The sequence below is a fragment of the Soonwooa sp. genome (genome assembly GCF_032062245.1).
Classification (GTDB): domain Bacteria; phylum Bacteroidota; class Bacteroidia; order Flavobacteriales; family Weeksellaceae; genus Soonwooa.
Genome location: NZ_DAMBQF010000013.1, coordinates 34,347 through 60,483 on the forward strand (window position 1 = coordinate 34,347; position 26,137 = coordinate 60,483).

16 protein-coding genes are annotated in these 26,137 nt (G+C 34.6%); 5 read left to right on the forward strand and 11 right to left on the reverse strand.

Features of this window, described 5'->3' with window-relative positions; all coding sequences use genetic code 11:
• Positions 1–49: 49 nt before the first annotated feature.
• The gene (gene dnaA, locus RT037_RS08220) at positions 50–1,501 is read right to left on the reverse strand and encodes a chromosomal replication initiator protein DnaA (RefSeq protein ID WP_312322590.1); all 1,452 of its coding nucleotides are present in this window, start codon (positions 1,499–1,501) and stop codon (positions 50–52) included.
• A gap of 136 nt (positions 1,502–1,637) precedes the next feature.
• On the opposite strand from dnaA, the gene RT037_RS08225 reads away from it, so the two are divergent.
• From RT037_RS08225 to RT037_RS08235, 3 genes are all read left to right on the forward strand, one after another.
• Positions 1,638–2,051, forward strand: a complete 414-nt coding sequence (locus tag RT037_RS08225) for a thioesterase family protein (protein ID WP_313029854.1) — start codon at positions 1,638–1,640, stop codon at positions 2,049–2,051.
• A 512-nt stretch (positions 2,052–2,563) separates the two neighbouring features.
• Positions 2,564–3,415, forward strand: coding sequence for a prephenate dehydratase (gene pheA, locus RT037_RS08230; protein WP_313029858.1), 852 nt, complete (start codon positions 2,564–2,566; stop codon positions 3,413–3,415).
• A 129-nt stretch (positions 3,416–3,544) separates the two neighbouring features.
• Positions 3,545–5,800, forward strand: a complete 2,256-nt coding sequence (locus RT037_RS08235) for a DUF2339 domain-containing protein (RefSeq protein WP_313029861.1) — start codon at positions 3,545–3,547, stop codon at positions 5,798–5,800.
• 96 nt (positions 5,801–5,896) lie between these two features.
• Here the strand turns inward: RT037_RS08235 and RT037_RS08240 are convergent, their stop codons facing one another.
• From RT037_RS08240 to rlmN, 5 genes are all read right to left on the reverse strand, one after another.
• On the reverse strand, positions 5,897–7,177 hold the full coding sequence (locus RT037_RS08240; protein WP_313029863.1) for a replication-associated recombination protein A: 1,281 nt from the start codon (positions 7,175–7,177) through the stop codon (positions 5,897–5,899).
• A gap of 78 nt (positions 7,178–7,255) precedes the next feature.
• On the reverse strand, positions 7,256–8,233 hold the full coding sequence (locus RT037_RS08245) for a polyprenyl synthetase family protein (protein ID WP_313029865.1): 978 nt from the start codon (positions 8,231–8,233) through the stop codon (positions 7,256–7,258).
• 60 nt (positions 8,234–8,293) lie between these two features.
• Positions 8,294–9,169 (reverse strand): hypothetical protein, encoded by an 876-nt coding sequence (locus RT037_RS08250; RefSeq protein ID WP_313029866.1) that lies wholly within the window; start codon positions 9,167–9,169, stop codon positions 8,294–8,296.
• Positions 9,170–9,175: 6 nt separating this feature from the next.
• The gene (locus RT037_RS08255; RefSeq protein ID WP_313029867.1) at positions 9,176–10,129 is read right to left on the reverse strand and encodes a sterol desaturase family protein; all 954 of its coding nucleotides are present in this window, start codon (positions 10,127–10,129) and stop codon (positions 9,176–9,178) included.
• Between the two features lie 23 nt (positions 10,130–10,152).
• Positions 10,153–11,187, reverse strand: a complete 1,035-nt coding sequence (gene rlmN, locus RT037_RS08260; protein WP_313029870.1) for a 23S rRNA (adenine(2503)-C(2))-methyltransferase RlmN — start codon at positions 11,185–11,187, stop codon at positions 10,153–10,155.
• A 146-nt stretch (positions 11,188–11,333) separates the two neighbouring features.
• Here rlmN and RT037_RS08265 point away from each other — a divergent pair, with 146 nt between their 5' ends.
• Entirely contained in the window at positions 11,334–13,667 is a 2,334-nt protein-coding gene (locus RT037_RS08265; protein WP_313029872.1) for a GAF domain-containing protein, read from the forward strand.
• 63 nt (positions 13,668–13,730) lie between these two features.
• Here the strand turns inward: RT037_RS08265 and RT037_RS08270 are convergent, their stop codons facing one another.
• Complete coding sequence (locus tag RT037_RS08270; RefSeq protein ID WP_313029876.1) at positions 13,731–14,933, reverse strand: Pycsar system effector family protein; 1,203 nt, start codon at positions 14,931–14,933, stop codon at positions 13,731–13,733.
• A gap of 24 nt (positions 14,934–14,957) precedes the next feature.
• Between RT037_RS08270 and RT037_RS08275 the strand changes: the two genes are divergently transcribed.
• Positions 14,958–18,632: a metallophosphoesterase gene (locus tag RT037_RS08275; protein WP_313029878.1), complete on the forward strand. Its 3,675-nt coding sequence runs from the start codon at positions 14,958–14,960 to the stop codon at positions 18,630–18,632.
• A gap of 57 nt (positions 18,633–18,689) precedes the next feature.
• Here the strand turns inward: RT037_RS08275 and RT037_RS08280 are convergent, their stop codons facing one another.
• From RT037_RS08280 to RT037_RS08295, 4 genes are all read right to left on the reverse strand, one after another.
• On the reverse strand, positions 18,690–20,615 hold the full coding sequence (locus RT037_RS08280; RefSeq protein WP_313029880.1) for a M1 family aminopeptidase: 1,926 nt from the start codon (positions 20,613–20,615) through the stop codon (positions 18,690–18,692).
• A 51-nt stretch (positions 20,616–20,666) separates the two neighbouring features.
• Positions 20,667–22,118, reverse strand: a complete 1,452-nt coding sequence (gene dacB / locus RT037_RS08285) for a D-alanyl-D-alanine carboxypeptidase/D-alanyl-D-alanine-endopeptidase (RefSeq protein ID WP_313029882.1) — start codon at positions 22,116–22,118, stop codon at positions 20,667–20,669.
• Between the two features lie 152 nt (positions 22,119–22,270).
• Positions 22,271–24,718, reverse strand: a complete 2,448-nt coding sequence (priA, locus tag RT037_RS08290) for a primosomal protein N' (RefSeq protein WP_313029885.1) — start codon at positions 24,716–24,718, stop codon at positions 22,271–22,273.
• 290 nt (positions 24,719–25,008) lie between these two features.
• Positions 25,009–25,917 carry an AEC family transporter gene (locus tag RT037_RS08295; RefSeq protein WP_312324231.1) on the reverse strand — a complete coding sequence of 303 codons (909 nt, stop codon included), beginning with the start codon at positions 25,915–25,917 and terminating at the stop codon, positions 25,009–25,011.
• Positions 25,918–26,137 lie beyond the last annotated feature (220 nt).

Here is a 26,137-nt window from a genome sequence, read left to right on the forward strand (position 1 = left end):
AAAAGGCTTTAAAATAAATTAAAGCCTTTTCTATATTATTTATCATTGATTAATGATTGATACGCTCTTTCAAATCTTTGATATATTTTTTGATTTCTTTATCTATTTTCGAAACATCACGAATCGTGTCACAAGCGTAGATTACGGTCGAATGGTCTTTTCCGCCCATTTCTTCACCGATTTTTGTATACGTAGAATTGGTCAATTCTTTTGCAAAATACATGGCTAACTGTCTTGGTAAAGCCACTTCTCTTTTTCTAGATTTTGACAACAACAACTCTCTGTTGATCCCGAAATATTCGCAAACCACTTCTTGAATATATGGAATATTGATCGTTTTCTTCTGAGTCGTCGCGATTTTGTTAATCGTTTCTTTAAGTAATTCTAAACTTAAATCTGATTTATAAACTGTTGAGTAAGCAATCACCGAATTGATAACGCCCATCAACTCACGAACGTTGGTTTTAACTTCTGTTGCTAAGAAATCTAGCATATCATCTGTTAAAACGATACCGTCACGACTTAGTTTATCAACGATAATTTGACGACGTGTCTCGAAGTTAGGCGATTTAATTTCTGCTGTTAAACCCCATTTAAAACGAGAAACGATACGCTCCTGAATATCCATAATATCAGAAGGAGCTTTATCAGACGTCAAAATAATCTGTTTTCCGTTTTGATGTAGATAATCGAAAATATGGAAGAAACTATCTTGTGTTGCTGCTTTTCCCGATAAAAACTGAATATCATCAATTATTAAAACATCAACTAACTGATAATAGTTTTGGAAATCTGTTTTGTTTTGAGATTTCGCCGCCTTAATAAAATCTTGAATAAATTTCTCAGAAGATTGATACAAAACTACTTTATCTGGACAAGAATTTTTAACTTCTAGACCGATAGCTTGCGCTAAGTGCGTCTTACCAACACCATAACCACCATGTACAAACAATGGGTTAAAAGCCGTCGCACCAGGACGTTTAGCAATAGTTTTACCAACCGTCGCAGCCAATTTATTACTCTCGCCTTCTACAAAATTATCAAACGATAAATCTGCTTTTAGGTTAGATTCTATATTAACTTTTTTGATACCTGGAACCACGAACGGATTAATGTTCGTTTCTTTTTGGATTGGTAAAGCTTCCTGGATTTTAGGCGTTTGTGTACTATTACCTTTTACATTAACAGTAATTGGAGCTTCTTTACCAACTGGTTTGTTTTCCATAACAGAATACCAAAGCTTAACTCCTTTACCAATGTATTTTTTAAGCGCAGCAGATAGCAAAGACAAATAATTGTCTTCGATATATTCTTTATAAAAGTCACTAGGAACTAATAAAGTCAAATTATGATTAACTAGAGATAATGGTTTAACTTTATCAAATAATAAATCAAAAGAGTTTTCTAATTTTTTAAGGTCCGAATGATCCTCGGCAGCATTGAGATTATCTCGCATGAACTGAAGACATTTTTCCCATATCAAAACTAAATTTTCATCCATTTTTCTTGCTGCTTTTTCCAGGTTAGACCACTAATTTTCATAGGGGTGACAAATATCTAATTATAATTTAATAAAAAAAATTTTTGCTCTATTGCTTATTAAAAAATATATTTGTATGTATTAATAATCGCTTAAAATGATACACACAACAACCTCAATAAGAGTACGTTACGCCGAAACCGATCCTATGAAATATGTCTACTATGGTAATTATGCTACCTACTTAGAAGTAGCCCGAGTAGAGCTATTTCGTTCACTTGGAATATCTTATGATGAGATCGAAAAGAAAGGTATTTTTCTTCCCGTGTCGGAATATCAAATCAAATATATAAAACCTGCGTTATATGACCAAGTTTTGAATATTAAAACTTATGTTAAAACAAAACCTGGCGTAAGAATCATCTTTGATTACGAAATATATAATGAAAATGATGAAAAAATTACAGAAGCCCGCACTACTCTATTCTTTCTGAATGCCGAAAATAATAAAATTATTAAATGTCCAGAATTTCTTATGGAGTTAATCGAAGAAAGATGGACGGAACAATAATTGCTAAAAACAAGACGTGAAAAAATTATTTTGGATTTCACTTTTTTGTATAAACATTTTAAGCCACGCTCACACTGCTGTTCCACAAAATACACCAATTATTATTGTTGATAATGTTATTGTCGATCGTTTTTTTCATACATGATCTAGATCCTAACAAAATCGAAAAAATAAACGTCTATAAATCAAAAATTGAAAACCGACCAATTCTTGACGATTTAACACAAAATGGAATTTTAGATATAACCTTGAAAAGAGAAAGTTTTTATCCCAAAACTTAACATCAAAGAAGCTAAGCAAATATTAACATTAGAAAACAATGCGCTAGTTTTTCTTAATAAAATTAAAGTCAATCGTGATGACATTTTAATTACGGAGGATCTTCTAAAAAGAGCAAAAATTATACAACCTGACAAAATCAACGGATATCAATCTGCCGCTTTAAGTTTGGAAACGGGCTTTTTCTAGTGTGAACATTTTGAAAAAAATAATTTTACATTTAGATTTGTTATATGAAAATCGCATTCTTAGGTCCAGAAGCCTCTTTCACGCAATTGGCAACAACGCAGCTTTTTCCGACAGAAACTAAAATTCCGCAGGTTAGTATTTTGGATTGCTTCAAGGCGGTTGAAGACGGAATCGTTGACAAAGCCGTTGTCCCGTTAGAAAACTCGATTGAAGGTACAGTTTCTATGACCTTGGATTACCCATATAAAACACCTCAAATCCAAATAGAAGCCGAAGCTGTCATGCCGATTGCACATCATCTCATGATTCATAAATCACAATGTAATGATGCTCGTTTAGAAAAAATATATTCGCATTCGCAAGCTTTAGCGCAGAGTTTCCATTATTTGGATCAGCATTATAAATATATTCCAAAGCAAGATTTTTCATCAACTGCGGCAGCAGCAAATCATGTTTCTAAAAACCAAGACAGAAAACTTGCGGCAGTTGCTAATCAGTTTGCTGCAAAGCTTTATGATTTAGAAATCATCCAACGTAACATCCACGATTTTGAACAAAATCATACGCGTTTTATCATCATTTCTAAATCCAAAAACTCCTACGACAACTCGAGTTTAGAGAATATTGGTCGAAAATCTGGATTGCTTGTTAGCTTACCCGAAGATCATGCAGGAGGATTGCATCAGGTACTTTCTGTTTTTGCTTGGCGCAACATGAACCTTAGCAAAATAGAATCTAGAACTTTAAAAACTGGTTTGGGCAACTATTTCTTCTTCTTAAATATTGTTGGCGATTGGCATCCTATTCTTCACGAAAATGCTTTAGAAGAACTAAAAGCACTTGGAACAAAAGTCGATTTCCTAGGAAATTATAACGAATATCTTTTGGAAAGTTAAAGATTTAGTTTTTAGTTCTTTGTTCTTTATTCTTGGTTCTTTGTTCTTTGTTCTTTGGTCTTTGTTCTTTGTTCTTAATACAAAATCTACTTTAACGAAAATTGATATATTTGAGTAATATTAAAACAAATGGAATTATTACTCCTATTTTTTATCATCATCGTAATTTGGATTTATTACCATTTTAATGGACGAATAAAAGAGCTTGAAGAAGAAGTTTCGCAACTAAAAGGTCAAAATGCGAACCTCAATCTTCCTTTTGAAAAACGCGTTATTCCTCAGGAAGTAAAGCCAGAGCAACAACCAATCGAAACCCAAACAACAACTTTACAACCAGAGTTTGTTGTTAAACCTGAACCTCCTAAACCTAGTCTTGAGGAGAAAATAATTCCAAAAAAGCCCAATGTTTTTGAAGGAAAACTAGAGCAACTCATGTCATTTTTAAAACAAAATGCATTAAGTGTTATTGGTATTTTTACATTAGTTTTAGGTATCGGTTATTTTGTAAAATATGCTATCGATCGCAATTGGATTGGTGAATCGGGACGCGTTGCTATCGGGATGATAACTGGCGGAATCCTTTTAGGCATCGGGCATTGGCTCAGAAAAAATTATTCAAATTTCGGATCAATTATTACAGGTGGTGGCATCAGCGTTTTTTATTTGACAATCACAATTGCTTTTCAAGAATATGGCATGTTTTCGCAAAATGTCGCATTTGGGATATTGGCAGTCATCACGCTAGCTTCTGTTGTTCTTGCTAATTTTTATAAAAGTGAAGTCTTAAATACAGTCGCATTAATTGGCGGTTTTTTAGCACCGATTTTAGTTAGTACTGGACAAAGTAATTATCTATTTTTATTCAGTTACTTAAGTATTCTCAACATCGGAATGCTTGTTATTGCTTTCCTTAGAAATTGGAAAAGTCTGGGCTGGCTCGCCTTTTCCTTCACTTCCATTTATTTTTTAACGTGGATAATTGACGCGCCAAGTACGAAGATCTTTTATTTTATTATATTATCGTATTTGATATTTTATGCTTTTGCGTTACAAAATTATTTTAAAACAAAAATTATTTCTACTGCCGAAATATTACTTTTAATTTTCATCAATATTTTTGCTGTCTTAGGAGGAGTCTATGTGCTGTGGAGCGAGAATATTAAAGGATTTAGTCTACTTCCAATTGGTTTTGCAATCATTAACGCATTACTGATTTTTAGAGATAAGAAAACGACTTCTAAAAATTTGAATTTTGCAATATTTAACAGCATCGCCATAAGTCTTGTTACAATAGCTGTCGCCCTAGAATTAGAGACTTATTTTGTGACGATAATTTGGGCGATCGAGGCGAGTTTACTTTTATTTATCTGGAAAAAAACGGGACAAAAAATTTTCAAACAATATTTTAATATTTTATTTCCTATATTGATTGTTTCGCAAATCTATACGTGGAGCAATTATTTTTCAGAAACACGATTAGCGATAGCTTTCAATCCAATTTTTCTGACAAGCCTGGTTGTCATTGCGTCGTTTTTGTTCAATTTATTTTACATTAAAAACCTTAGCGAAGATGTTCTTAAAAAAAGCAGATTTCAATATGTGAAATTTTTTGCGGGACTAAGTTATATTGTCATTTATTTTTCGATTTCGTTTGAGATTTGGTATCACATCCAAAATCAGTCGGACACATTCATCTATTGTATTATCCTTGTTTACACGATTTATTATTTGTTCGTCATGTTAGTTTTACGACAAAAACTCAACTTTCAACCAGCATTTGTCAACATTTTAATTGGCCTTTTATTTTTGTTTGCACTCATCCATGTTTCGGTGACAGATATTAATTACAGTATTTTTAAATACGAGGTCAGCAAAATTTTTTATCTAGTCTATCTATTGTATTGGATTCCTGTTTTACATTGTTTAATTGGTATTATTCCTAAAACGAATTTCATGAGCGAAAAATTAGCGTATTGGGCAATAGGTTTAGTATTAGTGTATTTGATAAGTTTTGAATTTTACCATATTTATATTTTACTAAAACTGAATCACCTCAAAAATTATGCGTGGCTACAAAGTCATTTTATCGTACTTTATTTACCAATTATTTGGACAGTTTTAGCAGCAAGTTTTATCTATTATGGATTACAAAAATCAAAGTCTGAAATCAACAAAATTGGTTTTGTATTGATAGGCATCACGATTGCAAAACTATATCTGTATGATGTGTGGCAGTTAGATAACGTATCAAGAATTGTCGCATTTATCCTACTTGGCGTATTGTTGTTATTAAGTTCGTTCTTATTCCAAAGGCTTAAAAAAATCATTTCTAAAATGGTGGAAACCAAAACAGAAAACCATAAAAATGAGAATAATGAAGCTTAAGAAATGATTTAATTAAAAACGGAAAATGCTTCATTTATAATAATTTTAAAACTACTATAGATGAAGCGTTTATTTATATTTAAAAAAATCTAAAAGCTAGGTGTAGCGACTTCCCCACTTTTTATTGAGCTGATCTTTAATTTTTTGCTCAGTTGAATTTTGTCCAGGTTGATAAAATTGCAATCCCGAAATATCTTCCGGCAAAAACTCTTGATCCACAAAATTACCTTCGTGAGAATGGGCGTATTGATAGTCTTTTCCGTAATTCATATCCTTCATCAATTTGGTTGGAGCATTTCTAAGGTGTAATGGCACCGCAAGATTTCCAGTTTTTTTGACCAAAGCCATCGCTTCATTAATCGCCATATACGCCGAATTACTTTTTGGGGAAACCGCCAGATAAATTGCCGTTTCGCTAAGGATAATTCGTGCTTCAGGATTTCCAATAACATTAATCGCTTGGAAACAATTATTCGCCACCACCAAGGCATTTGGATTCGCAAGACCAATATCTTCGGACGCCAAAATTACCAATCGACGCGCTATGAATTTAATATCTTCGCCACCAACCAACATCCTCGCCAACCAATAGACCGCCGCATTCGGATCGCTCCCACGAATCGACTTAATGAAAGCCGAAATTATATCATAATGTTGCTCTCCATTTTTGTCATAAAGCGCCATGTTTTCTTGTAAAACCGACAAAACCTCATCATTGGTGATGTGCGTAATTTTTGAATTTTTAAACTGATTAAGAACCAATTCAATCGAGTTAATTAATTTGCGGGCATCACCACCAGAATATTGTATAAAAGCCGCTTTATCATCGAGGACAAACTCAGTTTTATTGAGTTCATTGTATTTTTGAAGACTTGTATCTGCGAGTTCTTCCAACTTTTCAAACGTCAAAGATTTAAGAACATAAACTTGACTTCGCGATAAAAGTGCCGAAACCACTTCGAAACTAGGATTTTCGGTCGTGGCACCGATCAAAACTATCCAACCTTTTTCGACAGCGTGTAACAAAGAATCTTGTTGAGATTTATTAAATCGGTGAATCTCATCAATGAATAAAATCGGCGATTTTCCAGAAAAAAGATTTTGTTTCTTAGCATCGTCAATAACATCGCGAACATCTTTGACCCCAGAGGTCACCGCACTTAGCTTATAAAATTTTCTTTTTGATTGTTCAGAAATAATTTCCGCCAAAGTCGTTTTGCCAGTTCCTGGAGGTCCCCAAAAAATAAGTGAGTTAATGGTATCATTCTCCAACATACGACGTATAGGACCTTTGGGACCAGTCAAGTGTTCTTGACCAACAACTTCTTCAAGATTTTTAGGACGTAAAATTTCTGCTAAAGGCGAATTGTTATTCATATTTCAAAATTACGAAATCGATAATGAAAGCAAAAGTTTCCCAAACTGAAGACTTTTTATTCTTTAAAACCAATAAATTTATAACTTTCTGCTTATCACATAATCCAGCATTAATTCTAATGATTTTTTAGCTTCAGAATCAGGAAATTCGGAAAGAATATCTAAAGCTTTTTGTTGATAATCTTTCATGACTTTGATGGCGTAATCCAACCCGCCAGAAGTTTTTACATAATCGACCAACTCACGAACTTTTTTAGGATCGTTGTTGTAACGCTTTATCGTGTTAAAATACTTTTTGTAATTTTCTGGTTTTGAAGTTTTGAGTGCATGTATTAAAGGCAAAGTCATCTTTTGCTCTTTAATATCGATACCTACAGGTTTTCCGATGATATTACTACTGGTATAATCGAACAAATCATCTTTAATCTGAAACGCCATCCCAGTGTAAGTTCCGAAGTCTTTCATTTTTTTTGCTAGAACTTCATCTGCATCATTAGACAAAACGCCAACTTCGCAGCAAGCCGCAATTAAAGTGGCTGTTTTTTGACGAATAATCTCATAATAGACATCTTCGGTGATGTCTAGTTTTCTAGCTTTTTCTAGTTGAAGCAATTCTCCTTCTGCCATTTCGCGAATCGTGCGAGAAATAATAGAAAGCAGGTCAAAATCTTTATTATCCGTAGATAATAGAACCGATTTTGACAACAAATAATCGCCTACAAGAACAGCAATTTTATTCTTCCAAAGCGCATTAATCGAGAAGAAATTTCTTCTTTTAAAACTCTCATCAACAACATCATCATGTACCAAAGTCGCGGTGTGGATTAACTCGATCATCGATGCGCCACGATAGGTTTTCTCGTTAACGTCACCAACTAATTTTGCACAAAGAAACACAAACATCGGACGCATCTGCTTCCCTTTTGTTGTCACGATAAAACGAGTCACTTTATCCAACAAAGACACATTACTCTTCATCGATTCATAAAACTTTTGTTCAAAAAGTTTCATCTCGGTACTTATCGGACGTTTGATTTCTTCTACAATATTAGCCAAAGCAAGAATTATTAGGTAATACGCAAAGATAAATTTTTCTTTGCGAGAAACGAAATTTCGTTATTTTAATTTTTCAGTTGGGATAAAATACAATCGTGGCTTCACAGTTCCTAAAGGTGTTTTGAAAAGTTCACTAGAAACATAGATTCCATCGTGGTTAACAGCAATTCCTTCAATCTGTCCAACGGACAAAGCACTTCCTAAATGGTACTTCTTCCCTTTTTTGGAAAAGAAAAAGCCATCTTTTGATTCTTCAAAAATCATTAAATAGACTTGAGTCATCTTCGTATAACCTACAACATACAGTTTTTTATCAAAATAAGAAGCATCTGTCACAACAAATCCTGTATCATAAGACTCTAGCTTTTTTGCAGGTTGTTGTTCAAAAACATTAGGATCAACTTCATAACGTGTTACACTTCTACTCGCCCACTCTTTCGTAAAAATTTGGAGTTTATCCATGTAAAAAATAACAGCTTCTGCATCGTAATCTGTGTTTAGATTTTTAGAAGTAAAATTTTTTTGATCTGGATAAAAATAAGAAATAACTTGTGTTGAATCAACTTTGAAAATCTCCCCAGAAAAAGGAATTTTATATATTATTAAATCTTTTCTGGTTCCGTCATTATTTCCGAAATCCGCAACGTATAGATTCGCTGAATCTTTTGTAATAGCTTCCCAATCGCGGTTATTAAGATGCGTCGGAATATAATCTGTGATTTTTCCAGTTTTTGGATATAGTAAAAATAAATCTCCAGCATTGCCACTATCATTAAAACTTATAAGTTTTTCACCAATAAAACCCAACCCTGAGCTTTCTTTCAACGAATCCGAAAGCTCAGCGACTTGATAATTTTTAATTTTAAAAATCTCAGCTTGTTGCGCAAATCCAAGATTCACACAAAAAATAAAGATTAATAAAATTTTAAATTTCATAGTGAACTAAGCAATTTTTGTTTCCTCTTTCTGCGATTCTTTAGCTTTAGCTTGCGCCTTTTTTTTAGCCCAATATTCGCGTTGATAATCGCTAACGGTTTTTCCTTTTCCGTCATGGCGCCAACCCGGAGAATTAAAAATATAATTGAAACGGTCTTTAATAGTCAAATTCGGTTGACGAAGATCTTTTCCGATTTTTCGCCATTCGTACAACAAAGTCGTCAAAGGTCCATCATCTGGCATTTTTGGATAGATCCCGAATTTTACTGGAACTTTTGGATCTTCAGGCTCGAATGTTCCAAAAATTTTATCCCAAAAGATAAACACCATTCCCATATTTTTGTCCAAATATTTGATGTTACAACCATGGTGAACACGGTGATGTGATGGCGTTACCAGAATATATTCTAAGAATCCCATCTTCTTAACCGTCTGCGTATGCACCCAAGTTCCGTAGACTTGACCAACGGCGTAGCAAACCATAATTGACCAAGGATTTAATCCTAAGAACGCCAATGGCGAAAAGAATAAATAACGGTATAATGGCTGGAAAACTGGACTTCTAAATCCTGTTGTTAAATTGAAATATTCCGAGTTGTGGTGCGTGATATGCACCGCCCAAAATGCTCTTGATTTGTGATCGACCAAATGATGGAAATAATAAGCTAAATCGGTTGCCATAAAGCAAAACACCCAATAATACCAAGTCCCCATATCGAAATCAAAAATGCGGAAACTATAAAAGAAAAACATCACGCCCATCGCGAAAGCCTTCATTATCAAGTCAAGGCTAAAATTCATTAAAGCGAGATAGATATTTGTAAACAAATCTTTACGACTGTACAAATTGGCTTGTGCTACACTGCTGTATATCATTTCTGCCAAAATAACTGATGCATGCAACGGGATTGACCATGCGTACACACTTTCTAAAGCATTTTCTCCAAATACAAAATCCATATTAAAATAAATTTATATCTATATTATTCTGCTGTTTTATTTGCTAATTGTCCACACGCTGCATCAATATCACCGCCACGACTTTTTCTGACCATCACTGTAACGCCAGCTTTCTCCAACTCACGAACATAACGTTCTTCTGCTTCTATACTTCGATGATCGAACTTACCTTCGCCAATTGGATTATATTGTATCAAATTAACTTTTGACGGTACTTGTTTGGCATATTTTATCAAAGCTCGGATATCTTCATCTTTGTCATTAATGCCTTTCCAAACGCAATATTCAAACGTGATAACCGATCCAGTTTTTTGATACCAATATTGCATAGCTTCCATAATATCTGTCAACGGAAACTTATCCGAAAACGGCATAATCTCGTTTCTGGTCTTCTCAACTGCGGAATGTAATGACAAAGCCAACTTGACACGAAGGCCTTCATCAGCCAACATTTTTATCATTTTAGGAATTCCAGAAGTTGACACTGTAATGCGTCTTGCAGACATCCCCAAACCTTCGGGTTTCGTAATTTTTCGGATAGCTTCAACAACGTTTTTATAATTCATCATTGGCTCGCCCATTCCCATAAATACGATATTGGAAAGCGGACGATCGAAGTATGTTTTACTTTGACTATCAATTAATGCAACTTGATCGACAATCTCGGCAACTTCCAGATTTCGCATTCGTTTAAGCTTCGCCGTTGCACAAAACTCACAGTTAAGAGAACATCCCACTTGTGAAGAAACGCAAGCTGTCGTACGAGTTTCGGTTGGTATTAAAACCGATTCCACCATTAATCCGTCATGAAGTTTAACACCATTTTTGATGGTTCCATCTTTTGATTTTTGTAAAAGATCAACAGCAATCGGATTGATAAAAAAATCACGCATCAAGTTTTCTCTCAAATTTTTTGAGAGATTGGTCATATCTTCAAACGAGTGTTGGTTTTTACTCCAAAGCCAATCATAGACTTGTTTGGCGCGAAATGCCTTCTCACCAATACTTTCGAAATAGTCTTTTAATTGGTCGAGAGTTAACGTACGAATATCTTTCAAATTAAATTAATTTTCGGTGCAAAGATAAGGCTTTTCATATAGAGCACATCTACTTGTAGTATCGATTTCGAATATTAAAATCATATTAATTTTAAAATATAGAGTCTTGATATTATGTATCTTTGCAAATACAAACTTGTGAGCGTATGACGTTTAACCAACCTTTTGATTCTCCTTTTAAGATTACTTTTACTTTTAAAACTTTAATTGATGAAATAAAGTCCTTGGCTGAAGTTGATAAATTGTATGCAGAGCGACATGAGTATCTACTTAACGAACTTGAAAAAAATCCGAATCTTGGACTTGCCTTATCCGATAGACTGCTAAGTGAGAATGATTATTTTTACAAGCAACTACTAAGTGAGCTTTTCCCTCCATTATTGACTAACAATGAGATAAAAGCTGTCGGAATTCCGTTTGCTAATTTCATATATAACCCGACAAAGCGTTTTCAGAAAATCATTGAAAATGCTGGTGAAGAGTTTTATTTACAAATTAGCGGCTTCACGGCAGCACAATTTTATGTCTTAAGTTGTTGTGTGATTTTGGATTTTTATTTTGGCACACCTGTAAAAATTGATTTTCCTTTTATATATGATATTCCAAATAAAGACGGTTATCTCAACCATTATCGAATCTTAACCAATGCGGACTTTATCGAAATAAAAACAACCGAAACTTCAAAAATTTTAACACAAGAAGAAATTGAAGAACTGGTCGATAACTTCGATAACATTGATCTTTGGAAAGAAAAATTCCCGCCAAGCTCTTGGGAGCTCACAGGTTTTGGGATTGTGTCGATGTACGATGCCACTTCAGAAATCGCAGTTTCTAACCTCAAAAGTCAGTTGATACAAGCTAAAGATGATTATCGCAACATCAAATCTGACATTACGAATATTTTCCGATCAATATTCCGACTTTCTGATTTAGAAATTGGTTATACCGCTATTAATTATAAAGAAAATAAATTTGAGATAACGCCTATTAATACAGTTATCGAGAGTAAAATTCTATCAACAATTCCGAAACAATTTTTGTCAGACAAAGTGCACGAAGCTTTGTTACAAAATGCTAAAGACCAACGTAGATATTTTAGTATTTCGGATATTGACAAAGTAGAACTTCAAAAAACCGATGCTTTCATAGTTTCGACTTTTAAAAATTTAGGAATAAAAAGCGCCATTTTTGCACCACTTTATAAAGATGGAAAACTTCTTGGTATTATGGAGCTGACCTCTTCTAAAAAAGTGCTTAACAGCATTAATGCTAACAAAATGGACAGCGTTATTATCTATATAGAAGACACAATTAACCAACTCTACGAAAATCTCGAAAACCACGTTGTTGCGTTGATACAACAAGAATATACGGCGATACACCCAAGTGTCTACTGGAAATTCCACGATGAAGCGATGAAGCACATTAATATCGCTAACGAACATGGTGATAAATCGCCCTACAAAAGTATTACGTTTGATAATTTAATCCCTTTCTACGGACAATCGGATGTTAAAAATTCTAGTAACGAACGAAACCAAGCAATTGTAAAGGATATTAAAAACAATCTTGATATCCTCAACAACCTATTAGCAACTTTAACATCTTCCGAAGATCTTCAACCAATTTTTGATAAACTCACTTCAAAAAAGAATGAATTAAAATTTGGTCTGAAAGCCAATACTGAAAGCGAAATCCAATCTTTTTTGCAGGAGCAAATCTACCCGACACTTAACCGATTAAAGTTCGAAAGTCTTAGCAATAACCAAGAAATAACGACCTACTATAAACAATTAGAAAAAAATTCGCCACTTATTTATCATTACCGAAAACAGTTTGACGACAGCATTTCAATGATTAATAAAGAGCTCAGCAATCTACTAGACAAACGCCAAGACGAACAGCAGAAACGCTTCCCATTCTATTATGAACGTTTCAAAACGGATGGTGTCGAGCATAACTTCTACATGGGCCCAAGCATCGCGCCTTGGCTGAGTTTTGACAACGTATATCTTAAAAATTTGAGACTTTGGCAGCTTCGCGTGATGACCGAAAGCGAAATCAAGTTTCGAGAGCTGACCAAAAAACTTCCTATGAAGTTAGACATCACATCTCTTATTCTGGTCTACAGTGCGCCAATTAGCATAAGATTCCGAATGGATGAGAAACGTTTTGATGTCGACGGGAGTTACAATGCACGTTACGAAATGATTAAAAAACGTATCGATAAATCTTTAATTAAAAATACAACAGAACGTCTTGTACAAACGGGAAAACTGAGTGTTGTTTTCTCTCAAGAAACCGAAAAATACGATTATCTTAGATTTATCAAAATCCTTCAAAACGAAGGTCATCTAGAAGACAATATTGAAATTGTAGACATCGAAGATCTACAAGGTATCGCAGGTCTACAAGCGATAAGAGTTGGGATCAATTACGATCCAAAGCCAATGCAATACGAATTTTATCCCGAAATTTAATTTTATTCGACAACAAAACGACTATAAAAAAAGCTTGTAGAAAATTCTCAAGCTTTTTTTTTCTTAAATAACTTCTCGGAAAGCCAAATAAAATGTAAGCACAGAAACCAAAATCCCAACTGTAAAAATAGTATAAGTTGTTCGCAACAATTTGTATTTTCGATTCAGGACAATGCCAAGATAGTACAAATCTTTAACGAGACTATCATACAGATAAGTCCGATCCTTCATCATCTCCTTCATCGCCCACATATATTCGTCAATAGGCATTTTGTGGAAATTCCCGAAAAACAGAAGATTCACTTTTCGTTCCTCTATTTCTTTTCTAGTGAAAGTTCCGCTTGATATCTTTGGACGCGTCGACATAATTGCCATAATAATAGTGGCTACACTAAAGGCAATCATCACAAAAGTCGGAATCACCAAATGCGCATTTTTTGGCGAATCAAGTTTCGGAATAATCGTCGATAACGCCACCGAAATAATAATCGCATTAACCGATAACAAAATATTAGCTTTGGTATCGGCAATTTGGCTTAGGCGTGTATGATTATTCATTGTCACACGGAACATCGTTTCTATACCACGTTCTGGTGAGTCCAATTTTTCAAGTTTTTTCTTATTAAGCAATGCCTTTTCGTGCTCTGTATTTTTCGATTTTTCTTTATCTTTAATGAGGTTAGCAATTAGCTCCAAAGTTTTTTCTACATTTTCAGTTTTAGTCTCTTCCCAATTTTTTTGGGCATAATCGGTGTAGAAACGATGATGTTGCGTCAAAAACTGCAAATTCGTATTTGCCCAATCCAACTTGCTGATTTTCTTTTGATAAACTTGCTTGCATTCTTGGCGTAGCGTTTCTGTAATACTAAAAAAGTCTTCCGATCCAATGTGTGAGCAATCGGCATCTTTCATAATTTTTTCTAACAAATTTTGCGGTTGATACTCCGCCGATGTTGCATGGATTAATTGTTTAACCGCATCAATTTCTTCTTGCGAAATATTTTCTTGTTTTAAAAAAACTTCTGCTTCTTGCATACCAACATTCTCATGAACTGTACAAGCTTGACAATAACCAACATCATGAAACCATGCTGCCAACGTCAAAATCTCCCTGTCTTTTTCGTTAATATGCTCTTGTTTAGCTAAAAATTCTGCTGCGGCAACCACTCTTTTGGTATGCTCAAGATTATGAAAAGAATAAACTGGAGAAAGCTTATCTTTGAAAAGTTGAATAACGTAGTGCTCCGCTTTGTGAACGATGTTCATTTATAAAATGTTTGATTCAAATTTATGAAAATATTTGCTGAAAAATATACCATGCTTTCTGCTCTGGCAATTATAAGCATTTCCTGTGCTACCGAAAAAGCGCAATATGGTAAAAACATCAAAAACTTCCAGACTACAGAACGTGTAAAAGATGAAGATATTGCCCACACTTTTTATCTGGTAGGCGACGCTGGTAATGCCGATCAAAATCATGCAAAGAAAATTCTAAATCAATTAAAATCAAAACTTGACTCCGCTGACCAAAATAGCACCCTATTATTCCTTGGTGATAACATCTATCCACGCGGACTTCCTAACAAAGACTCCAAAGACCGAAAACTTGCAGAAGAAAAACTCGACGACCAAATCGCATTAGCAAATAAATTCAAAGGTCAAAGTATTTTTGTGCCTGGCAATCACGATTGGTACAGCAACGGTATTATTGGATTAAAAGAAGAGCAAGATTACGTCATTGAAAAACTAAATGACAAAAAAGCTTTTTCTCCAAAAAATTCTTGCGCCATCGAAACTCAAAAAATAGGAAAAGACATTGCGTTAATAACGATCGACTCCGAATGGTTTCTAGCAAATTGGGACAAAAACCCAGGCATTAATGAAAAATGCGACATCAAAACGAGAGAAGATTTTTTCACAGAGTTTGAAAGTCAAATTTCAAAAAACCAAAACAAAACAATTATCGTAGCTGTCCATCATCCATTAATTGACCACGGCTCGCATGGCGGTTATTACTCGATGGAAAAGCAATTATTCCCTTTAGAGAACAAAATTCCGCTGCCAATCTTAGCAACCGCAATTAATCTAATGAGAGCCACTGGCGGTATCACACACCAAGATTTATCAAATCCTAATTATAGAAAATTAGCAGCCCGAATCAAAACTTTAATTGCTGATAAAGAAAATGTGATCCTTGTTTCTGGTCACGATCATAATCTACAATACATCGAACAAGGCAACATCCGCCAAATCATCAGCGGCGCGGGATCTAAATCGGAAGCTGCTGCAGCTATTTTTCCAAATGATTTTTCTTACGGACAAAATGGTTATGCCGTTTTAAAAATTTCAAAAAAAGGAGAAGCTTTCGTTGACTATTTTGGAAGAGAAAACGAACAAGAAAAATTGCTTTTTAGGCATACCGTTTTAAAAGGTGATAATTATACCAAAACCGATTATCCAAAAGACTTTCCCGCAACGACGACCACAAGTATTTACAATCAAAAAGACACCAAAAAGTCTGGATTCTATAAAATGCTTTGGGGTAACAACTACCGTGAGATGTATGGCACACAAGTTTCGGTTCCGACCTTGGATTTGGACACACTTTACGGTGGCGCAAAGGCAACGAGAGCTGGTGGCGGCCATCAGACCAACTCTCTGCGATTGGACACCCCGAAAGGAGAATATGTCATCCGAGCGCTTCATAAAAGTGGCGTAAGATTCTTGCAATCTGTCGCTTTTAAAGATCGTTATGTCGTTGACGATTTTGCAGACGGATTTGCTGATCAGTTTTTGTTGGATTTTTATACATCGTCTAATCCTTACACGCCTTTAGCAATCGCCGCAATGGCAGAATCTATCGGGATTAGACATACTGATCCTAGTTTGGTATATGTTCCGAAGCAAAATGCACTTGGTAAGTACAATCAAAATTTTGGAAACGAATTATATTATCTAGAAGTTCGACCTGCCGAGACCGAAGAAAATCCTAACAAAGTCTTGAGTACAGAAGATGTTATTAAACTTTTGGCTAAGGATGAAAAATACAAAATGGACGAATCCGCCTACATTCGTGCACGTCTTTTCGATATGTTAATCGGCGATTGGGACAGACATTATGACCAATGGAAATGGGAACAAAAAAATGTTGGCGACAGGGTTTTAATTTCACCGATTCCTAAAGATCGTGACCAAGCTTTTGTTAAGTACGATGGCTTGGCAACCCAAATGTTTTTAAACTTTCCGGGACTTCGTCACATGCAGAGTTTTGGACCAAAAATCAAAAATATAAAATGGTTTAATATGGAGCCATACCCTTTAGATTTGGCATTTACGAACAATGCAACCGAAGAAGATTGGAAGCGCGAGGCAGATTTTATTAAAGCTAATTTAACAAGGAATGTTATCGAAGATGCTTTTAAAAATTTACCAAAAGAAGTACAAAATGCCGACATCGAATCTATAAAACAAAATCTTGAACTTCGTAAAAATGACCTTGCAACCTACGCTTCCGATTATTATAAAGCCTTAAGAAAAACCGTTATTTTGACGGGAACTAATAAAAAAGATCGATTCGAAATTACACGTCTTCCAAATCATGAAACGCAAGTAAAAATATTTAGAAATAAAAAAGATGGCAAAGAGTTGACCTTCGAAAAAGTTTATAATAAAAAAGAAACTTCAGAAATTTGGGTTTATACTTTGGGCGACGACGATGATTTAGTCGTAAAAGGTGATCAAAGCAATCCTATCAAGCTGCGTCTTTTGGGCGGTCTTAACCATGACAACTACAATATCGAAAGAGATAATCGTGTCAACATCTATGATTACAAATCCAAAAAAAATACGATTTCTAAAAATGCGTCAGCAAAATTAACTGACGATTATGACCTTAACGAATATAATTACAAACGCCTTAAATACAGTTTTTGGACAGCGACACCTAACCTTGGTTACAATCCTGACGACGAAATTGTCCTGGGCATGACGACGAGTTTTGTTAAAAATGGTTTTAAACGAAATCCTTTTGCTGCAAAACACAGTCTCAAAACCAATTACTTCACAGGTTCTCAAGGTTACGAAATTGCTTACGAAGGCATTTTCCCAAGATTGGTTGGCAATTGGTATTATGGCTTAAATACTGGATTTACGAGTTCCCGATTTATCAGAAATTATTTTGGAAACGGTAATTTAACAATTAATGAAGAAAAGATTTTTGACGAAGATTTTTATCGTGTTCGTGCGAAAGAATTTTATGTTAAACCTTCGATTAACTGGAAAAAAAATGCAAGTTGGTTTACCGCAAATTTAGCCTACGAAACCATAAAAATTGAAAAAACAGCCAATCGTCGCATTAGTCTTCCAAATGTTGTGGACGAACAAGCTTTCAAAACACAGCATTTTGCAGGAATCGATTTAAAATTTGATTTTGAAAATTTAAACAAAAATGTGAATCCAAGTTTGGGAATGAAATTTAAGGCGGCGTTTAGCTACCGTCAAAACCTTGAAAACTCGGATAACAAACTTCCAACTTTCGAGACTGGATTAGGTTTTATCCATTACATCACCAACAACGAAAAAGTAATTGTTAGCACTTATGCAGAAGCAAAATGGCTGTTAGCCAACGATTATCAGTTCTTCCAAATGTCGACATTGGGCGGCAATCAAAAATTGAGAGGATTTCGATTCGATCGTTTTTACGGTAAATCTAGTTTTTATCAAACCACAGATTTGAGATTCGATTTAGGAACTATTAAAAATGCTTATTTACCAATAAATGTAGGTTTGTTTGCAGGTTTTGATTACGGACGCGTTTGGATCTCGAATGAAATTACCGACAAATGGCATAATTCCTTTGGTCTGGGACTTTGGCTAAATGCTTTGGACAAAATTGGTGTGCAAGCTAGCTATTTCCGATCTAGCGATGGTGGCAGAATTGCCCTCGGTTTTGGGGTGGATTTTTAAATATAAAAAGGAGAAACTGTAGTAAGTTTCTCCTTTTTGTTTGGATTAATTTTAAAATTAATGTTTTAAGAATTTGATTTGATCATCGTTGGTTTTTAGAATGTATTCACCTTTTTCGAGGTTTAAAATATTAATCGTTTTATTTGAGTCTAAAGTTCCTGATTTAATAAGACGCCCATCAATACTAAAGATTTGGTAACCTGTATCTTTTTTAAGATTTGAAATAATAATCTCGGTTGTTGCAGGATTTGGATAGACCATAACTTTTAAGCTTTTAAGATCATCTACCGCCAAAGAATTGTCCTTAACAACCGTTGAATTCTTGGTTAAAATATGTAAATCTTGATTAAAATAAACCGCCGTCACAGGAAATCCAACTTCATTTGTAAAATACTGATTATTTGATGTATTATTAAGCACCAAATCCATAGATTGTCCATTGGCACCAACAACTTTAACTGGCAAAGGCATCTCATAATAATTAACAGAGTTATGACTTTGGGTTTGGGAAATCTTAAATGTTACATTAGTTGTACCAGGCTTCCAACGCACTGTATAAGTTGGATAGCCTTCGCCATATACCCAATCATTAAAAAATTCTGTTAGATTTTCTCCAGTAAAAGTATTTGCAAAAGTAACGAAGTCCGCAGTTTTTGCATAAGTATTAGCAAATTGCGGTGCCGTTGTATAAGCTTTCAAGAGATTATAAAACTTTTGCTCTCCAAGTTTCCATTTTAACATTCTTAAGACAAAACCTCCTTTTGCGTAGGTTAATCTTCCATCAAAAATTCTGTTCGAACTTGGTTCCGGATCTTGGATATATACACTACCAGTAGGATACATCGATATATAATCAATTTGATTTTTTAGGTAATTCTGAAAGTTGCTAGAAGTCATCAATAACTTTTCATAGACAAGATGTTCTCCAAAATTTGCAAAACCTTCGTTAAGCCAAATGTCATTCCATGTGGCACAAGTTACTTTATCACCAAACCATTGATGCGCCAACTCATGTGCAATTAAGCCTTTCGAAAAAGAGCCCATACTACTCATCGTGGTATGTTCCATTCCACCTCCAGCATTGAATTGCATATGTCCATATTTTTCGCTTCGGAAAGGATAAGGTCCAAAATATTCTTCAAACTTTGCCATGCAGGTTTTAGTCCATTGGATATTACTCATCTCAGAAGGGTTGTTATTGGTAGATGGATAAATGTAATTCACAAACGGAAAAGCGTCCGATCCAGTCCCAAAAGTATCATTTAGTTTGACATAATTCGTAATACCTAAAGCTACCAAATAAGCAGGCGTTGGGATATTAGTTTTCCAATAAGTCAATTTTTTCCCTTCACTGAGAGAAGTTTCCGATTGCAAAACGCCATTTGCCGCGACATTATATTGAGACGGTGTTGTAATTTTAAGATCGATTTTTTCAATCTTGTCATTAAGACTTTGCTTAGTTGGCCACCATTCTTTTGCACCAAAAGGCTCTGATAATGTTGCTAAGATTGGGACTCCATTTTGCATCTGCGATGAAAAAGCATCATCGGAATCATCTGGCACACCGCTGTAAGAAATCGTTAAAGAGTCTAAAGTTGCAGCAGGAATACTTGTAGGAAAATTAATTTTCAATTCCTTGGTTGATAATTGCTGGTAAGTCAAATTCTGATTGTGATATTTAACTTCACTCACATTAAGATTATTCGACAAATCAAAATAAATAGTTGATGATGGATTCAACATTTTAAAATGCGACGTCACCTTTCCTTTAACAAATTGTTGTGCTGGATCAAGATCCAATTCCATACGGATGTAACGAAGATCGTAATTAAGCGTATTTGGATTTTCGTTTTCGTTAAAAAGCATTGCTTTAGAAGCTTTTTTACGTTCACTCTCAATCAGTTTATCTTGCTCGGTTCTGCTTTGAGCTAAACTCAAAACCGAAATCATAGATAAAATTAAAATGGTAAATTTTGTTTTCATATAAAAAAAATACTCGCAATGTTGCGAGTATTAAAATTATAAAATATTATGTTACAAATCTAAAGTAGGATCCAAAAGTTGCTCCATTCTATCTTTGACTTGGGCAACAGACCCCGTGTAATTATTGATTAACAGTGAGAAAACCAATGTTTTCCCACTTCTAGTTTTTATGTAACCTGCAAGAGTTTTAACACGACTTAAAGTTCCTGTTTTAGCAAAAATTTGTCCATTAGAGGTATTCAAAAACATCTTTTTTAGCGTCCCAGTTTGTCCAGCAATAGGCAGAGATTCAAAATAGTCTTTATAATAAGGCTCCTTCATCAATCCAGTTAAAAATTTAACCTGAGCAATTGGCGTCACGAGGTTGCTGCGAGAATAACCGCTACCATCAACATAGTTAAGACCATTGGTATCGAACGATTTTCCTTCAAGATGCTTACGGACGACTTGTTTTCCAGCTTCTGCGACTTGATCTCCAGAAACATAAAATCCTAAACTTTTTAATAAAGCTTCCGACAAGGCATTATCACTATGTTGGTTGGTATAATGTACTATCTCCGAAAGCATTGGCGACCTGTAATTGCTAAGTATTTCTCTTGGTTCAGGCGTTGGATCGATAAATCTTGCTGTTACTTTTCCAGGAACTGCAATGCCAGATTTTAACATCGATGCTCTTAAAGAATTTGCTAGCGAAGTGGGTTGATCTGCTAATTTTGTTGTTAATCCTCCACCTTCAAATTTGTCAGCATATACCATTTTGTTATTGTAAGGTGACACATAGAAGTAACGTTTTTCGTTGTTAAAAGGATTATTTTGTTTAACAATTAACTTTTCATTTCTTGGATTAATATCTCGTGTCGTCCCAACAGGTAAATAATAGTTATTGTGGTCTAACCAAACGATATTAGCTGGCAAATCCGTTTTATTTTCTTTGAAAACGGCAGTTTCTACGATAATCTCGCCATTTACTCTTTTTATTCCCTTATTGCGAATAGCATTCATAAATTGCGAAACCAGACCAGAAGCCGATGTAGAACCTACGCGCAAAGCTCCAAAAGAAGGATCGCCACTTCCAATAATATAAAGATTACCATCTAACACACCATTTTCATCGATGTTTCCTGAAAACTCCAACTGCGTATTCCATCTGAAGTTTCCTCCAAAATAAGAATAAGCCGTTTCTGTGGTTAACAATTTGGTCGTCGAAGCAGGTATTAAGGGGGTTGTTTCGTTGTAAGATGTAATAATCTTGTTGCTTTTAGGATCGTACACAACAAATCCCCAATTTGCAGTTCTTAGAACAGGATCCGAAAACATTCTGTTGATGTTAACTTCAATATTCTCTTTAGGTGACAACAGGGATTTTTCGGGAGAAATCTCTTTCGCCAAAAGACCTGGTTGCTCATAAAATTGAGGAATTGAAGATACTGCTGATGTCTGCGCAAAAATGCTAATCGAAAAACCTAAACTAAGTACGCTAATGTATTTCTTAAATTTATTCATTCTCAAACATATAGGTGAAAATGTTGAAAATTTAACAATTCTATATTTGTCAAATAAAATCAACCTTTCTAAAAACGAAGTAAAGTTATATATTATTGCTTCCGTCGATGCCCTTACACATTATAAAAGCTTTTAAACTTTGTTAAACTTTGTTAAAAATCAACGTAAACTAACTTTTTGATACTTTTGTAAGCAGAAATATCGTCGAATTCTTCGAAGCTTTGGCGGATATAGTCTTTAAAGATTAAATAATTCTTTCCACGAGGAAGTTTTAGCAGAATTTGAAATTGAAACATATTGTTCAAACGTGCAATAGATGCGGGTTCAGGACCCAAAATGCAATCTTCGGGCAAGTATTTTCTTAGGACTGAACCTAGAAATTGAGACGCTCGATCCACTTTGTCTTCTCTGCGATGTTTTAGTTCTATCATTATCAATTTCGTAAATGGCGGATAATGAAATTTTTTGCGTTCGGTCAAAAAGTAGTCGTAGATCCCTTGAATATTATTTCGTTGGATTAATTCAAAAACGGGATTTTGAGGATTATAAGTCTGAATTAATACTTTTCCTTGCCCAGAAACCCTACCAGCACGCCCAGAAACCTGAGTCATCAATTGATAAGCTCTTTCTTCCGCCCGAAAATCCTGAACATACATCAAAGAATCAGCTCTTGGTATGGCAACTAATTCGATGTGGTCAAAATCCAAACCTTTGGAAATCATCTGGGTCCCAACGATAATGTCAGTGTCGCGGTCTTCAATTTTCTCATATAATTTTTCGTAGGCAAATTTCTTTCTCATGGAATCCACATCCATTCTATCCACTTCAGCTTCTGGGAAAAGTTTTTGCAATTCCTCATGAATTTGCTCTACGCCAACGCCTCTTTCATTCAAATTTTCAGAATGACATTTTGGACAAGTTTTGGGCTTCGAAGCACGTTGACCGCAATAATGGCATTTCATTTGGTTAGAAAATTTATGATACGTCATCACCACATCGCAATTTGAACAATAATTAACGTAACCGCAAGACTCACATTCCACAACATTCGCATAACCACGGCGGTTGTGAAGAACAATGGTTTGATTTTTATGTTCTAAATTTTGTCTGATATTTTCCAACAAATGAAACGAAAAATCTCCCGAAACATTCTTGGAATCTTGAGCTTCTTTAAAATTAATAAGTTCAAACTTCGGCAAATCTACTTTTCCGAATCTTTCACCTAAAAAAACATATTGTAATTTGTCTTTCCGAGCTGCAAAATAGCTTTCAACAGACGGTGTAGCAGAACCCAAAATAACATTAGCATTATATTTTTGACCTAAAATCTGTGCAGCATCTTTAGCATTAAAAAACGGCGAAACTTCTCTCGGACGATACGCCGAATCGTGTTCTTCATCGACAATAATTAAACCTAAATTTTGATAAGGCAAAAACAAAGCATTTCGCGTTCCGATAAGGATTTTAAGTTCGTCGTTCTTTACTTTTCGCCAAACTTCTACCCTTTCAAAATCGGTCAATTTTTGATGATAAAATCCAAGCGCGCTGCCATATTTTTTCTCTAAACGCTTCGTAATTTGCTTGGTTAAAGCAATCTCGGGAAGCAAAAACAAAACATTTCTACCTTCGTTGATGCATTCTTCAATTTTCTCTAAATAAATATGTGTTTTCCCCGAAGAAGTTACGCCATGCAAAAGCACATTTTTGTTTTCAGAAAAGGCTTCATCCACCAAAACCAAAGCTTGTTTTTGGGCAGAAGTCAACTCTTCTAAATCTTCGGTATCGCCGTCGTAGTAATCAATTCTATCTTTCTGAAGGAAATATTCTTCAACCCAATTTTTATCAATTAAAGATTTGATGTGCGAATGGGCAAAAAATCCATCATCAAACAATTCCGATTTTTTTATCAGAGAATCTGGATTTTCGGTTTGTTTATCCAAAATCGCCAAAAACAAATCTTTCTGTTTTGGCGCTCTTTTCAGCTGTGAAAGGATTTCGGTGAGTTCAAAATTCTTTAAAACTTCATCTTTTATCCTCACATAAGCCACTTCCTTGGCACGATATTTTTCCGCAACTTGCTCATCAATCTCAATATATTGCAAATCGATAAGCGAATTGATGGTTTTAATAATGTCTTTTTTCGGAATAAAAGCTTCAATGTCCGTCAAATTGATCAATTGTCGAACTTCCAAAGCTTGAATTAAGTACATTTCGTTGACATCCAAATTCTGAAAATCGACAACTGCATTAGGTTTTAATTTAAGATAAGTTTCGCTCTCCAGTTTTAAAGAAGACGGAAACGCAAAACGGTAAATTTCGCCCAAATTGCAGAGATAATAATCGGAAAGCCAGTTCCAAAACTCAATTTGTTGAATGGGAAGAATCGGCTTTTGGTCGAGAATATTAATGATATCTTTCGGGACAAAAGTTTCGGGTTCATTTTGATGCAAATCCCAAACAATTCCTGTATAAATTTTCTTACCACCAAACTGCACCAAAACCCGCATTCCGAGCTGAATTTCGTCCAATAAATCATCGGGCACTTTATACGTAAAAGAACCTGCAAGATTGAGCGGTAAAATAACTTGGGCGTAATGCAAAATCTGAATTAAAGCGTAAAAATAGAGATTTTTTACCGCAAAAGAAACAAAAGAATTTTATAAACGTAATGCTGCAAAGGTTTTTAATTAATAGATACAGCTATCGTACTTTATTTCCACAGCAGAAGAGTTAAAAATTTTTTCTTAATGCAAAAGAATATAAAAGATTTTATAAAAGTTAAGCATATAACATGACAAAAATTTAAAAAATAATTTAGAAATTGCTTTGTTTTACTTTGCGTTTTACTAAACTTTTGTAGTTTTTGTTGTAAAAAAAATATGACTTTGTTTTAGAAAAATAAACCAATCAACTCATACCATATCGCCGAGGTAAAAAAGCCAATAATAATGCTGATTCCAATAATTAAATTGGTGAGTTTTGTATTGAGTCGGAATTGTTCTGCGATAATACTAGAAGTTACTAAAGTTGGCATTGCAGCTTCGAAAATACTGATTTTAGCAACATCGCCTTTAATTCCGAAAATTAAAGCCAATCCAAAAACGATCGCTGGAGCTAAAATAAGTTTGTACAACATCGAAGTAGAAATCTGAGGCATTAATTTTTTCCAACCATTAAATTTCAATTGAAGTCCAACGGAAAATAAGGCTAAAGGACCAACTGTTGCCGCCAACTTATCGAAAAACGGTTCTGCAAAGCTTAAATCTACAAATTGAGAAATCACCAAAGCGCCAATGCAACCGAGAAAAGGCGGAAAAGTAAATAATCTTTTCAGAATAAATTTTGCGCTGATATTTCCAGATTTACTTCCTCCTTTTAAAGCAGAAATAATTCCTAAAGTTGATAATGCCAAAAACATCGTTTGGTCGCAAATAATGGCAATACTCAGCAAACTTTCTCCATAAAAAGCGGAAATCAATGGAAAACCGATGAAAGACGTATTACTGTAACCGCTTGCTAAATCCAAAGTGCTCTGCGAACGTCGGGAATAACCTTTGTATTTGCAATAATATTTCATGAAAATACCACTTCCTACTGCAATTAACAACGTTGAAAAAATTGGAAAAAGCATTTCCGTTGACCACTGAACTTTCGGTAAATATTTAAACGAAACTGCAGGTAACGCTAAATATAAAATCCAAGTATTGATGCCTTTGTGCGCATCGGGATGTATCGATTTTGTTGCTTTGAAAAGCATTCCGGCAATAATGCATACCGCAATCAAAACAAAATTTACCATTTTCTGAACTGAGATTTAAGATTTGATGTTGCAAAGTTACAATGCCTGAAAAAACTAGAACAAAGTCTTAACTAATAATTGAAAAAATGTGTCGAAAGTCATTGTTTGAGATACAAGAGTCAAGAGCCAAGAACCAAGAATTACGAATCAGGTTTTAAGAATCTCATTCATAATTCATAATTCATAATTCATAATTCATAATTCATAATTCATAATTCAT